12 protein-coding genes and 1 pseudogene are annotated in these 14271 nt (G+C 63.1%); all 13 read left to right on the top strand.

Annotated features, from left to right (window positions below):
* Window positions 1–126: 126 nt before the first annotated feature.
* Window positions 127–1746: an ATP-binding protein gene (locus tag V5738_RS13365; protein ID WP_423821300.1), complete on the top strand. Its 1620-nt coding sequence runs from the start codon at window positions 127–129 to the stop codon at window positions 1744–1746.
* Window positions 1743–2462, top strand: coding sequence for a response regulator (locus tag V5738_RS13360; protein WP_423821299.1), 720 nt, complete (start codon window positions 1743–1745; stop codon window positions 2460–2462). The genes V5738_RS13365 and V5738_RS13360 overlap by 4 nt, the downstream gene beginning before the upstream one ends.
* 691 nt (window positions 2463–3153) lie before the next feature.
* The gene (locus V5738_RS13355) at window positions 3154–3894 is read left to right on the top strand and encodes a PEP-CTERM sorting domain-containing protein (protein ID WP_423821298.1); all 741 of its coding nucleotides are present in this window, start codon (window positions 3154–3156) and stop codon (window positions 3892–3894) included.
* Between the two features lie 425 nt (window positions 3895–4319).
* Window positions 4320–5402, top strand: a complete 1083-nt coding sequence (locus V5738_RS13350; protein ID WP_423821297.1) for an ABC transporter ATP-binding protein — start codon at window positions 4320–4322, stop codon at window positions 5400–5402.
* On the top strand, window positions 5399–6049 hold the full coding sequence (locus V5738_RS13345; protein WP_423821296.1) for an ABC transporter permease: 651 nt from the start codon (window positions 5399–5401) through the stop codon (window positions 6047–6049). Before V5738_RS13350 ends, V5738_RS13345 begins: the two co-directional genes overlap by 4 nt.
* Window positions 6050–6060: 11 nt before the next feature.
* On the top strand, window positions 6061–6816 hold the full coding sequence (locus V5738_RS13340) for an ABC transporter permease (RefSeq protein WP_423821295.1): 756 nt from the start codon (window positions 6061–6063) through the stop codon (window positions 6814–6816).
* A gap of 69 nt (window positions 6817–6885) precedes the next feature.
* Complete coding sequence (locus V5738_RS13335; RefSeq protein ID WP_423821294.1) at window positions 6886–7782, top strand: ABC transporter substrate-binding protein; 897 nt, start codon at window positions 6886–6888, stop codon at window positions 7780–7782.
* Window positions 7783–8017: 235 nt separating this feature from the next.
* Window positions 8018–8965, top strand: coding sequence for a hypothetical protein (locus tag V5738_RS13330; protein ID WP_423821293.1), 948 nt, complete (start codon window positions 8018–8020; stop codon window positions 8963–8965).
* Between the two features lie 136 nt (window positions 8966–9101).
* Window positions 9102–9668: an ANTAR domain-containing response regulator gene (locus V5738_RS13325; protein ID WP_423821292.1), complete on the top strand. Its 567-nt coding sequence runs from the start codon at window positions 9102–9104 to the stop codon at window positions 9666–9668.
* Window positions 9669–10027: 359 nt separating this feature from the next.
* Window positions 10028–11314, top strand: coding sequence for a CmpA/NrtA family ABC transporter substrate-binding protein (locus V5738_RS13320; protein WP_423821291.1), 1287 nt, complete (start codon window positions 10028–10030; stop codon window positions 11312–11314).
* Window positions 11311–12615 (top strand): MFS transporter, encoded by a 1305-nt coding sequence (locus tag V5738_RS13315; RefSeq protein WP_423821289.1) that lies wholly within the window; start codon window positions 11311–11313, stop codon window positions 12613–12615. The genes V5738_RS13320 and V5738_RS13315 overlap by 4 nt, the downstream gene beginning before the upstream one ends.
* A 199-nt stretch (window positions 12616–12814) precedes the next feature.
* Window positions 12815–12967 (top strand): hypothetical protein, encoded by a 153-nt coding sequence (locus tag V5738_RS13310; protein ID WP_423821287.1) that lies wholly within the window; start codon window positions 12815–12817, stop codon window positions 12965–12967.
* Between the two features lie 38 nt (window positions 12968–13005).
* Window positions 13006–14271, top strand: a pseudogene (locus V5738_RS13305) (NAD(P)/FAD-dependent oxidoreductase); the annotation flags it as partial.

Below are 14271 nucleotides of genomic sequence, written 5' to 3'. Positions count from 1 at the left end.
CGGCTGACCGTGAACGCCAGATTAGGAGAAGACCTGGGCCGGAAAAGGCTTTAGTAAGTTGAACAATCGTTTTGAAACTTTAAAAAGCGAGTTGCGGCATGCAGGCGAACGAAGCGCGGGGGCGAAATGACACCTTCGTCGCAGGCCCGACCGTTCGTGGGCAGGCCCCAGCGGCGGGGCATCAGCCTGGCTGCGCTGACGGCCTGTCTGGTTTTCGCGATGATTCTGTCTTCGCTGGTGCTGGCCTGGTTTTTATTCAGCAGCCAGTTGTGGCGTACGGTCGAGCACGTTCAGGGCGAACGCGTCGAAGATCTGGCCCAGACCGTGGCCAACATGCCGATCGTGGTGGATACGCTTGCGAGCGCCCATGGTTACGATCCGAAAGCGGCGATTCAGCACCGTATCGACGGGCTGAGGCAGCAGATTGGCGTCGATTTCATCGTCGTGATGGACGAGCAGGCACATCGGCTGACCCATCCGGACATCGCCCGTATCGGCCATCACTTTCGTGGCGATGACGAAGGCCCGGCACTGGCAGGTCAGCATTACGTCTCGGTCGCCGAGGGCACGCTAGGTCAGAGCGTACGCGGCTTCGCGCCGGTTCGGGATGCCGCGGGCCGGGTGGTCGGGGCGGTTTCGGTGGGGGTTACGCAATCGCGGCTCGCGCCGCTGCGCGGCGATTCACGGCTGCGGTTGTTGGCGTGGCTGGGTCTGGTTGTTGTACTCGGCGGCGGCGGGGCCGCTTGGCTGGCGACCCGCGTCAAGCGCCGGCTGATGGGCATGGAGCCTGACGATATCGCGCATCTGGTAGCCGAGCATCGGGCGGTGCTCGACGCCATGCATGAAGGCGTGATCGTACTCGATGGCGAACGCCGGGTGCGGTTGATCAATCCGGCTGCGCGTCGGCTGTTCGAGGCGACCGCAGCGCAAGGTCCGAACATCGGCCAGATCATGGCGGATCCGCGCCGCGATGCCGGCCGGCTCGGCCAGGGGGTCGATATGGATCTGGACATCGGCGGGCGGCGGTTTGTCGGCACCGTGCGCTCCATGCCGGCCAGCCCCTCGGCGGGCACTGTCATCACGTTCCGTGATAGCCGCGAACTGCAAAGATTGGGCGAGGAACTGACCGGGGTGCGTCGCTATGCCCAGGCGCTGCGTGCGACCACCCATGATTTCAAGAACAAATTGCACGTCATTCTCGGGCTGACGCAGCATGGTGATTGGGCGCGGTTGTCGAGCTACGTGCGTGAACTGGTCGATCTGCGCGAGGCGGCTACGGCATCGTTGGTCGAGCGGATCGCGGAACCGATCCTCGCTGGTTTTCTGATCGGCAAACAGAACGAGGCCCGGGAGCAGGCCATCGATCTACGGGTGACTGCCGAGACTGCGATCCCGCCGGCGGCGGCCGACTACGATGTGCACGGTCTGGTCAGTATCCTCGGCAATGTACTCGACAATGCCTTCGAGGCGACGGCCGGCTGCGCCGAACCGACGGTCGCGCTCACGCTCGCACTTGAGGCGGATACGTTGTCGATCGCAGTACAAGATAACGGCTACGGTATGGACCGAGATCAGTTGGCCTGTGTTCGCGAGGCCGGGGTGTCATCGAAGGGCGAGCAGCGAGGGCTCGGGCTCCATTTGGTTGATGCTCGTCTGGCAGCTGTCGATGGCACGCTTGCGATCTATTCCGAGCCGGGCCAGGGCACCTTGGTCGAGATCGCCTGTGGCTACCAGAGCGCGACATGAATGTGCTGATCGTCGAGGACGACCCGATGGTCGGCCAGCTCAATGCGGCGTATCTCGCGCGGGTGGCGGGCCTGCGTTTGATCAGTCGTTGTAGCGACGTGGTCAGCGCTTTGGCGGTGCTCGAGCGCGAGGCTATCGATCTGGTGCTGCTCGATGTCTACCTCGGCCGGCGCAGCGGGCTGGAAATCGCCGAATGGCTCTACGAGCATCGGCCGGAGGTGGATATCGTACTCATTACCGCGGCCGGCGAGCCAGAGACCGTACGCGCGGCCCGGCGCCTGGGCGTAACCGATTACTTGATCAAGCCATTCACATTCGAGCGTTTTGCCGATGCCCTGGATGCCGCGCGCCGGCGTCGACATGCTCTGGATGACTTGAGCGGCCCTGTCGATCAACGGGCCCTGGATGCGTTGTTTCGAACCCGGTCGCGCCCGAGTCTGCGGGCCGATGAGCTACCCAAAGGCCTGACCGCTCGAACATTGGCCGAGGTCGCCGGCGTGCTGCTGGCGGTCGACGAGGCCAGTTTCTCGACCGATACGGTCACCGAGCGTACCGGCATGTCGCGGGTTTCGGTGCGCAAATACCTGCGCTATCTCGTGTCCTGCGAGATCCTCGACGAAACCTTCGCCTATGGCCAGATCGGCCGGCCTGCGTTTGCCTATCGTTGCCTGGATCGACGGGCCTTGGCGCGCATGGCCGGTATCCATCAGGACTGAGCCCATAGCCGCCTGCCCGTAGTTCGCAATGGGCGATCGAGTGATGCGTATCGCAGGCGGTGGCTGGCCGTAAGACCCGTGTAGGGTCCGCCGGTGCATACCAAACGCGTCGTGCGTCGGGCGGCACGTGGCTCGGCGGTGCGGTAACGATGGGGCAGTGGCCGACAAGGCGCGAGCCCGGACGCATGGGCTATGCCAGGGCCCAGCGTCAGCTGAATAAACCAGCAATAAAGAGGGCCACTGTCGCCTAATCTCACGCCCCCGTGCCGAATCGATAACGGTGACGCTTGAATCGCACCCCATGTCGCCATCCGGGCGTGACGCGCCGGTCGAGACAAGCTTGTCGAGCGATCGGCGCCGTCCCGGCCTGGCGGGACAGCCGCCACCCAGGCCCGGGCTTGGGTGGGCAACGCGCGACGAGTTCCGTCGAGCGGTTTTACGGCCCAGTGTCCGGTCTGGCGGATTTTTGTGAAACCGCGTCGGCTCGGATAACACAACCGGTTTGGCCGGCTCTGCGAGTGGTTTTGAAGGTCTTATTAATACGTAATTAAAAACAAAGTCTTATAAATTTTTTTGTCGATATGGCCGATCTAGGAACGGTCTTTGCCCCTATGAGTCATGCATACGGGATGGTTGCCGCTGTCAGTGTCGCCGGCCCGTAGAACTGCCGAAACTTTGTAAGGAGCATTCAATGCAGCTCAAGCACTTCGCCATCACCTCTGCCACTGCGATCGCGCTCGGTATGAGCGCCTCGGCCTCGGCTGCGGTCATCAACTTCGACCAGTCGGGCGCGGCTTCGCCGACCGGTTCGATTTCGTACGACGGTGAAGGCGGCGCGCTGACCGGTTCGCAGATCTCCTTCGACCAGATCAGTCTCAATAACGCGACTACCCCGGACGGCGCCGACAACACGCTCACCTGCAACTCGTGCACGATCAACTTCGAGACCGGCCAGAACATCACTGAAGCCGAGAACAATACGGGTACCTGGAACTTTGCCGGCGGCGGCAACCTGACGCTCAACGGTACCGCGGTCGACAGCGAAGGCAGCACGGTCGCCGACGGCGATCTGTTCACCGGCACCTTCGACGGTGGCGCGAATGAGTCGACCCAGTTCGTCGCGGGCAACGGTGACGACAATCTCAGCGCCTCGCTAACCGGTACCGACGATTTCAACGAAAACTTGGCCAGCTACTTTGGTCTGTCGACCAACAGCGGCTTTGATTTCACGAACACCGTGATCGCCTTGGGCAGCGCCACCTTCGGCGATAACGGCAGCTTCGGCAGCGACCAGCTGCAGAACGCCGATACCACGGTCCAGTCCAGCCAGGACGTGCCGGCGCCATCGCAGTTCGGCCTGTTCGGCCTGGGGCTGGCGCTCGTGATGGGCGGCCTCGGCTTCCGTCGCAAGCAGGGCGGCGATATGGCCTAAAGACGGGTTTCGGCAGCCGGGCCGGCGCGCTCGGTTTACGATGCGTCGAAAGCGGCTTCGTATGCGAAGCCGCTTTTTTTATGTCCAAGATCAGGCCAGGCGAGAGTGCTTGCCTATGTCGTTACGTGTTGAGCGTTGCGATTTCATGCGTGATGCACTGGCCCGGGGCAGCAGACGACGGTGCCGTGGGATCGACGGGCCTCCAGGAAATTGCGCATCCAGCAGGCCCCTTGGATAACGGTATACTCGCGACAACGCATCCAACCGCGGTTGGCCTCGTAATAGTCATTGTCCGCGGCTCAGCGGGCTGATCCATGAGTCGCCGACCACGACAGACCGTTCCACCCCAGGGGTAGCGCCATCAGAGATCTTTTTCGGTCGGCCGAGCGCCGAGGTCCGACGAGCCGCTTTGGACATTCGACGCCATGATTCGCTTCGACAACGTGACCAAACGCTTCGACGACGGAACGCTGGCGGTCGAATCGCTTAATTTGCAGATGGCAAGCGGCGAATTGACGGTCCTGGTCGGGCCTTCGGGCTGTGGTAAGACCACCACTCTGCGCATGATCAACCGTCTCGATGAAGCCAGCGCCGGTTCGATCTCGGTTGATGGCGTGGACATCCGATCACGGCCGGCGACCGAGTTGCGCCGCGGCATCGGCTATGTAATGCAGCACTCCGGTCTTTTTCCGCACCGGACGATCGGCGACAACATCGCCACCGTGCCGCGTCTGCTGGGTTGGGATCGGCGCCAGATCGCCAGGCGCGTGGCTGAGTTGATCGAGCTGGTGGGTCTGAATTCCGATCTGGCCAAGCGCTATCCACACCAGCTTTCGGGCGGCCAACAACAGCGCGTGGGTGTGGCCCGGGCGCTGGCAGCAGATCCGCCGATCATGCTAATGGATGAGCCGTTCGCAGCGGTCGACCCGATCGTACGCAAGCGTCTCCAGGACGAGTTTCTGGCCCTCCAGGCTCGGCTGGGAAAGACGATCGTGTTCGTGACCCACGACATTGACGAGGCGATCCGGCTCGGGGATCGGGTCGCGGTGTTCGAGTCCGGCGGTCGGCTTGCCCAGTACGATACGCCCGAAGCGCTGCTGGCCGCGCCAGCCAGCGAGTTCGTGGTTGACTTTCTCGGTGCCGAGCCCGAGCTCAAGCGGTTGGCATTGGTCAGTGCCGGGCGGGCCGAGCCGATACCGGCGCCGATGATCGCCCCCGGTGCCGACTGGGCTACAGCACAGGCAGCCGCGGCCTCCGCTGGCACCGACTGGGTGCTCGTGGTCGACGAGCAACAACGGCTGACCGGTTGGCATCGACTGGCGGCGTGGTCGTCCGAGCAGACTGCGAAGCCGAATGTCTTCTCGCGTACGGTGACCCGTGACGACAGCCTCCGGGCGGTGCTGGGCGCGCTGGTGGATTCACCGCTGGGGGTGGTGCCGCGGCTGGATGCCGAGGGCCGCTTCGACGGCCTGCTCGGCCAGGCCAGTTTGAACCGGGCGCTGGCATGAGCGATCTGATCCGCTGGGACTGGATCGGCCGGCATCTGGACGACATCGGCGGGCAGCTGTTGCAGCACGTCGAATTGACGGCGTTCGCGCTGCTGTTCGGATTCGCGATCGCGTTTCCGCTGGCGTTGGCTGCAATCCGCTGGCCGCGGCTTTACGGTCTGTCGCTGGCGATCACCGGGGTGCTGTTCACAGTACCGTCGCTGGCACTGTTCATCCTGCTGATTCCGTTTACTGGGCTGTCGATGGCGACGTCATTGATTGGCTTGACGATTTACACGCTCTTGATTCTATTCCGAAACATCGTCGAAGGCCTGCGCGGTGTCTCTCCGGACGTGTGTGAAGCGGCCAAGGCGCTGGGCTATTCGCGCAGCCGCCGGTTGCTCACCGTGGAGCTGCCCATTGCCTTGCCGGTGATCGTGGCCGGGATCCGGATCGCCGCGATCACCACCATTGGCCTGGTCACGGTCACTGCCCTGATCGGTCAGGGCGGGCTCGGACAGCTGTTCATGTTGGGCTTCACCCTGCATTTCACGACGCCGCTGCTGGTGGGCTTTGTGCTGTCGATCGCGCTCGCGGTCGGTGTGGATCTGGCGCTGGCTGGGCTGCTGTGGCTGGCCACGCCCTGGCGGCGGGGGCAGAGCACATGAGCCGCGAGCGCATGCGAAGCCCGCTGCTGCGTCTGGCGATCGCTTTGGGGCTGTGGTGGTTGGTTGCCGGCAGCGCGGCCGCGATCGGTCTGGAAAGCGATGGCCTCGGTACGGTCGGGCAGGTCGGGCAGTGGTTTGCCAACCCGCAGAACTGGCAAGGCCCGGACGGTTTGCCGCAGCGTATGCTCGAGCATATCTACTATGTGTTGGTGTCGACGACCGTAGCTGCGGTAATCGCGCTCCCGGTCGGGATCGGCCTCGGGCATTTCGGGCGCGGCGGCCTACTGGCGATCAACATTGCCAACATCGGCCGGGCCGTGCCGTCATTCGGTCTGATCATTTTAATGTTTCTGTTGGTCGGTTTTGGCTTCGTGCCGGTATTGGTGGCGCTGGTCGCGCTGGCGATTCCACCGATGGTTACCAACAGCTATGTCGGCATGCAGTCGGTCGACCCGGCCGTGCGCCAGGCTGGGCGCGCGCTGGGCTTGAATCGGTGGCAGCGCCTAACCCGGGTCGAGTTGCCCATCGCTTTGCCGCTGGTGATGGCCGGTCTGCGTACGGCTGCCGTACAGGTGATGTCGACCGCGACGTTGGCGGCTTACGTCGGTCTCGGCGGGCTCGGACGCTATCTGATCGACGGGCTGGCCCAGCAACAGTTGCCGCAGGTGGTTGGCGGGGCGATCGTGGTGGCCATTTTGGCCATGCTCACCGAGCTGGCGTTGGCTGGGCTGCAACGGTTGCTGTTGTCGCCCGGTCTGGCGCGTTGATTCAGGTGCCGGCCGGCGAGTCTGTCATGATGGTTCGACACGATTTTTGCGACGGATAGAGAACGACGAATGAAAACGATGCATCGATTACTGGCCGGCGTGAGCGCCGGGGTTCTGGCGCTGGGCCTGGTTTGTAGCACCGCCCAGGCTGATGATTCGCAACCGGTGGTCGTGGCCTCGACCAACTTCACCGAGCAGTTGATCCTGGCCAATATTTATGCCGACGTGCTCGAAGCGCGAGGCGTGTCGGTCAAAAAACGCCTGAATCTGGGCTCACGCGAAGTCGTGTTTCCGGCTTTGCAGTCCGGCGAGATCGACGTGCTGCCGGAGTATTCCGGCGCATTGCTGGGGTTTCTGACCAACGGCCAATCCGAGGCCCATAAACAAGAAGACGTGCTGGCCGAACTGCGCAACACGCTGCCGCAGGGGCTGGTCGCACTCAAAGCCTCCTCGGCTCAGGATAAGGACGGCCTGGTGGTCACTCCGGCCACGGCTGACAAGTATCAACTGGAAACCATCTCCGATCTGCAGCCGGTAGCCGGCCAGCTGACTCTGGGCGGACCGCCCGAGACCAAGACCCGCTACGTCGGCGTGCCGGGGCTGAAAAAGATCTACGACGTCCAGTTCAAAAATTTCCGTTCCCTGGATGCTGGCGGCCCGCTGACCCAGAGCGCATTGCAGAGCGGTGCCATCGACGTGGCTCGCATGTTCACCACCCAGGGCGTGATTTCCGATCGCGGCTGGATCTTGCTCAAGGACGATAAGAATCTGGTGCCGGCCCAGAATATTGTGCCGGTCGCACGCGAGGCCGCACTCACGCCGAAGATTCGCAAGGCCTTGAATGCTGTTGCGAAGGCGCTGACGACTCAAGGCCTACAGCGCATGAACCAGCGGGTCAGCGTCGAGCATGCAGATCCGGAAACTGTGGCTTCGGCCTGGGTGAAGCAGCACGATCTGGGGCAGTGATCGGCTGACGGTTGGCCTGGCGCTCTATAAATTCCGAATTACGGAGCGCCAAAAACGCGTGGAGCGAAGATCCACCGGCCGCGGCCTAAGCCGGCCTTAATTGGCCTGGGCCGAGAGGGCATATGGGCGCGATCGGGCCTGAGCAGTGCCTGATCGAGTCTGGCTTATGGCAAGCTAAGGTTATGCTTGCCATCGCATCGGCGCTTGTCTGGTTCGAGCGGGCATCGGAGGGCCTATGGAGCATTATCCCGCTTTGACGATCGCTGCGGCCGGCACTGGCCGGCGCCGCTGGCTCGGTTTCGTGCTCGCGCTGGGCATCGCTCTTTTGGGCAGTTTGGTGCCCAGGCCGGGCCTGGCTGAAGAAAGCGACGCGGACTCGGAGCAGATCCACTGCCGAGCGATGAAGTGGATTCGTTACAAGGATCAGGCCAAAGCTGCGTTGACCGTGCCGATCATGCTCAATGGCCGGCTCGAATGGTTCCAGCTGGATACGGGCACTCCGTACACAATGCTTCACGGCGAACAGCTGGCTCGCGACTATGGCGCGGCTTCAGCTAGCCAGAGTCGCCTCGAGATCGAGGACGTACGCCTGGCTGGCGTCGATCTCGGCCGGCGGACGCTGCATGTACTCGGCGATCATGAGCCGAATGAGAACTACAGCGGCACCCTTGGTCTCGACATGCTGATGGGCCACTTGGTGATTCTGAATTTTCCCGATCAACGCTTTTGCATGATCGAGGATGCGCTGCCTTCAGAGGCGATGATGCGCCGTACGCTATGGGCCAAGGGCGTGCTGCGCGACGGCCATTTGTTTTTCGATATCAACTTTGGCGATCACGTACTGTCCGACGTGTTGTTCGATACCGGCTCGAGCAACATCGCGCTTTGGGTTGATCATCCGGCTTGGAGCCAGATGACCGGCATCGACGATCCGGAAAACGCAGCGCAGCTGCGTGAGGGCATGAACTGGGGGCGCAAGATCACCATGGCCGGGGCGCCGGCCAAGAATCGGCTTCGCCTCGGGCCGATCCCGTTCCGCTCGCAGATCGTATCAACTGCCGTCGAACAGCCCGATTTCTTCAACGGTTTTGCCAACGGGTTGTTCGGTAACGCGCCGTTTTTCGGCGATATCGTGGTGCTCAGTCTGGGGCCGACCCCAGCACTGGGCGTGATCCGGCGCTAGCTTTACCGCGCCCGCGGCAAGCTGCCCGGACGGCCCCCGAGCGCGGTCGGCGACCGGAAAACGGACGGAGCATGAAAAGGCGGCACGGCCGTTGCTACGTTATTGCCTATACTATTTCAAGGGCCGGTCGGACGCCATGCGTGTGCTCCTCGTGGATCGCCATTCGGCGCGCCTGTCGACGTTGCGTGCCGTAATTGAAGACGCTGGGTTCGAAGTCGTGGCGGTCGTTAACGAACGCGATGATCTCTATGCCGCGGTCGAACGCTGGGCGCCGGATGCCATCATCGTGGGCGCCGATTCGCCTTCGCGCGACGTGCTCGATGATGTCGCTACCCTCGGCCAAGCCTATCCCAAGCCGTTGCTGATGCTGTCCTCCCAGGATGATCGACGGCTGATGGCCGAAGCCTCGGCCGCCGGTATCTCGGCCTATGTCATGGAAGGGCTGTCACCAGCGCTGGTGCGATCGCTGGTGGACGTAGCGGTTCGACAATCCCAGCAGGTGGCACATCTACGCGCCGAGCTGGCGGCCACCCGGGAGACGCTGGCCGATCGCCAGGTCATCCACCGTGCCAAATGCCTGCTTATGGAAAGCGAGGCGCTCAGCGAAGACGCGGCGTATAAGCAGCTGCGCCGAACCGCGATGGATCGGGCCCAGCCGATCGCCGAAATCGCGCGCCAGATGATGAGCAAGGCCGCCGAGTAGGGCGCTGCACCAGCACAAAGCCTGGTCGGCCATGCGTCATCGCGGTGCACCATTAAAGTGCGTCGCAGTGCGACGGATGGATTGCTTAATCCCTATGACCGACGAGCTAATTCCTTTTTCATGCTTTTAAACAGAGTCATACGAAAGCCTGGCGTCGCTCTGGCACGGTTTCTGCTGGCTTATAGCTAGACGCAACGCTTCTGGATCGGGTCAACGGCGGCCTGTTCATGGTTCTGGGGCGAGGCGTCGAGACATCTTGATCGATAGGGCAACGAAGCCCGACCGGTACGTGCATACCCGTGCGTGCCTGGTCGGGCTTTTTTTATGCGCGCCGTCCAGGCGGCGCCTGGGATGGATGAATGGATAACAGGGCAGACCAATCGACTATCGAAAAACCTCGGTTGAAGCTCGGCTTTATCGCACTAGCCGACTGTGTGCCACTGGTTGCGGCACGAGAGCTAGGGTTTTTCGCTGAGCAGGGTCTGGATGTGCGGCTCGAACGCCAGGGCTCCTGGGCAGCGATCCGCGACAACGTCGCGATCGGCCGGCTAGACGGGGCCCAAATGCTGGCCGGGCTGCCGTTGGCGGCTACGCTCGGCTATGGCATGCCGCCGACGCCAATGGTCACCGCGCTATCGCTGGGCGCCAACGGCAATTCGATCTGTCTGTCCAACGAAGTCTGGCAGCGCATGCGAGCGATCGATCCGGGGGTGATCGACGCCCGGCCGGCCCGCGCCGATGCGCTGCGCACGGTGATCGCCGAAGACCGCGCGGCCGGGCTGGCGCCGCTGACCTTTGCCATGGTCCATCCAGTGTCCTCGCACAACTACCAGCTGCGCTACTGGCTGGCTGCGGCCGGCATCGACCCGGATCGCGACGTACGCCTGATCGTGGTGCCGCCGGCGCGCATGCTGGCCAATCTGCGGGCGCATCGCATTGCCGGCTACTGCGTAGGCGCGCCCTGGAGCGAGCATGCTGTGGCCGAGGGGCTCGGTCATGTCCCGGCGACCGGCTATGAAATCTGGAACAACGCCCCGGAAAAAGTGCTGGGCGTGGCGCGCGACTGGGCCGAAGCCTACCCGAAGACCCATCGGGCCCTGATTCGGGCTCTGATCCGGGCCTGTGACTGGCTCGATGAGCCGGACAATCGCGAGCGGATCGCGGCGTTCGTAGCCCAGTCGGAATACGTGGACTGCGATCCGGAGCGCTTGGCGGCGGTCTATGACGGACGCATCGCCCGGCATCCCGACGGCCCGGTCGAGGATCACCCCGATCACCTGGTGTTCTCGCGCTACCACAGCGGCTTCCCTTGGCGGTCGCATGCGCTCTGGTTCGTCCGCCAGATGCAGCGCTGGGGGCAGTTGCATCCGGCGACTGACGCCGTCGAGGTCGCCGAGGCCGTCTATCGGCCGGATATCTATCGCGAAGTTTGTGTCGAGCTCGGCCGGTCCGCGCCGGCTGCCGACTACAAAATCGAAGGCGAGCATGCGAGGTGTTGGTCGGATGCCGCGGCCTTCGGCCAGGGCATCACGCTCGGCCCGGATCGTTTTTTCGATGGCGGCCGTTTCGATCCCGAGGTGGCTGCGCCGGTCGCGCATAGCCGACCGCAATCTGTTTTGAATGCCGTGCAAGGAGATCTGTCGTGACAACACACAAGGTGGAGCAGCTCGTCATTGCCACCGTCGGCTTTTTCTGGTGCTTTTTGATGTGGTTTTCGACGGCGGCTTTCTCGCCGAGCATCGCCGAGCATTTCGGACTGTCGGTGGCCGCGCTCGGCCTGCTGGCCAGTTCGGCACTCTGGATGGCGCCGATCGGGCGGATCATCGCCGGCTGGGCGGCAGATCGCTTCGGCGCGCCGAAGACCTTTGCCACTATTCTGGCAGTCTGCGGGCTGGTCTCGATCGCCTCCGGTTTTACGACCAACTACGAACTGCTGTTCATCGAGCGGGTGATCGTAGCCATCGCTGGGGTGTCGTTCGTGGTCGGCATCCAGCATGTCGCCCAGTGGTTCGACGACGATGAAATCGGCACCGCCGAAGGGCTGTATGCCGGTACCGGCAATGTCGGCGCCGGGGTCGGCGCCTTGTTGCTGCCCCGGATTTTCGGCGTGAACTATCAGCTGGCTTTCATTCTGCTCGGCGTGGTCGCGCTTGGCCTGGCGGTCTGGTATCTGCTGCGCGGCGAAGCCGCCCGCGATCATGAAACCCGGGCCAGTGCCTCGGCCGAGGCCGGCGATATCAAGGGCACCGTGTTTGTCTGGAGCCGCTATATCGCGATCGCGTTGATGCTGGCCTATGCCATGTCCTTCGGCCTCGAGATCGCGATGAACGCCTGGCTGCCGGGTTATTTCTCCAGCGGCTTTCACAACGCGATCGTGGCCCTCGGTTTTTCCTCGGTAGCCGGCGTGCAGGTCGCAGCCGGCACCTTCGCGGCAGTGCAGTCGTTCATGGCCTCGCTGTTTCGCCCGTTTGCCGGCTTCATGTCGGATACCTTCCAGCGCCGTGGTTGGACGCCGCTGCCGATCGTGGCCAAGACGCTGCCCTATGCGCCGCGCCTGCACTGGCTCGGCATTGCGCTGATATTGATCGTACTCGCCATGCTGGCACTGACCCTTGCTGGCCTGGCCGGCTTCCTGCCGGGCTCGATCATCGCCCTAGTGGCGCTGGGGCTGTTCATCAGCTTCGGCACCGGCGGCACTTTCGCGTTGGTCCCGTTGCTGTTTCCCAAGCGGCCCGGTGTGGCTGCCGGCTTCATCGGCGGTGTGTCCTGTACCGGCGGCATCGTTTATCCGCTGATCTTTTCCGGCGGGGCGAATATCCATATGGGCTATGCCTATACCGCGATCTTTTTGTTCGTGCCGTTCGTGCTGTTCTTCTTCTGGGCGGCGCGCTACGAGCGCAGCCCAGCGGAGCACGGTATCGGCGATTTCAAGCCTGCTTCGGAGTGACCGACCGACATATGAATGTGCAGATGAACGCCGGTGGGTACCGATGGGTATCGAGTTGCGCCGACAAAGGTATCGGGTCAAAGCAGGCAGCGAAGGCCGAGCTTTAAACCCATTTATTACCGATCTCTAAGCCGTGTCCATCGATGGAATGGATCAAAACACCTTGGTTTCGAGTCTCGAAAACGATCAGGAGCTAACAATGGCAAATCAGGCCAAGCACAAGAGCCAGCCGGACAGCTGGTACAAATACGGCGTCGGCGTACTGTTCGCCGAGATGGGCATCGCCATCTGTGTCTGCGGCTATTCGCTGTACATGGCGTTTGCCGGCCTGGGCGGGTTCCCGGGTAAATAGCCATGCCGGGCTATCGCGCCGTGCGGGGCTGGGCCGCCATGGATCATCCGGGGCTGCCGAAGCTGGACTTGGTGGTCATCGGCAACGGCATGGCCGGCCTACGGGTGATTGAGGAACTGCTGGAGGTCGCGCCCGAGCGCTACAACATCACGGTGTTCGGCGCCGAACCGCATGCCAGCTACAACCGGATCATGCTGTCGCCGGTACTGGCCGGCGACAAAGCATTCGAAGAGATCCAGACCCATGATCGCGACTGGTACGCCGAGCGCGGTATCACGCTGTATACCGGTGAGGCCGTGGCCGATATTGATCGGCGCCGGCGCATGGTCATCTCCGATAGTGGTCGCGAGGTCGGCTACGACCGGCTGGTACTGGCGACCGGCTCGCGCCCCTTCATTATCCCGGTGCCGGGGCATGATCTCGACGGGGTAATCAGCTTTCGCGAAATCGGCGACGTGGATCGGATGGTCGAGGCCTCGGCGAATGGCGGCAGGGCGGTCGTGATCGGTGGCGGCCTGCTTGGCCTGGAAGCGGCCTATGGTCTGCATCGGCGCGGCATGGACGTGACCATCGTCCATCTGATGAGCCAGCTCATGGAGCGGCAACTCGACCCGACCGCCGCCCAGCTGCTGCAGCATTCGCTGGCCCAGCGCGGTTTGTCGTTCAGAATGGGCGCCGAGACGGCGGCCATCACCGGCGACGAGAACGGCCGGGTCACCGGTCTGCGCTTTAAGGACGCCGACGATTCCACCCTGGACGCCGATCTGGTGGTGATGGCCGTGGGCATTCGGCCCAACATCGATCTGGCCAAGGCAGCCGGGCTGTATTGCGATCGCGGCATCGTGGTCAACGACACCATGCAGAGCTATGACCCGCGCATCTATGCGGTCGGCGAGTGTGTCGAGCACCGCGGCGCGGTCTACGGACTGGTCGCGCCGCTCTGGGATCAGGCCCGGGTCTGTGCCAATCATCTGGCCTGGCGGGGCCATACCCAGTACGGCGGCTCGGTCACCGCGACCCAGCTCAAGGTCACCGGTATCGATATGTATTCGGCCGGCGATTTCGCTGACGCCGAGGATACTGAGGCCCTGACGTTCACCGATATCCGGCGTGGTGTCTATAAACGCATCGTGCTACGAAATAACCGCATCGCCGGCCTCGTGTTGTATGGCGATACCCGAGACGGCGCCTGGTATTTCAAACACCTACAGGCCGGCACCGATGTTTCGGCGTTTCGCGACCGGCTGCTGTTCGGCCGGGCCTTCGTCGAGGCCGGTGCGCAGGGCAGATCGCAGGAGGCCGCA

It is taken from the genome of Salinisphaera sp. SPP-AMP-43, from assembly GCF_049568105.1.
Classification (GTDB): domain Bacteria; phylum Pseudomonadota; class Gammaproteobacteria; order Nevskiales; family Salinisphaeraceae; genus Salinisphaera.
The sequence above is the reverse complement of the archived record's forward strand: the minus strand, read 5'-3'. Positions and strand labels throughout refer to the sequence as shown.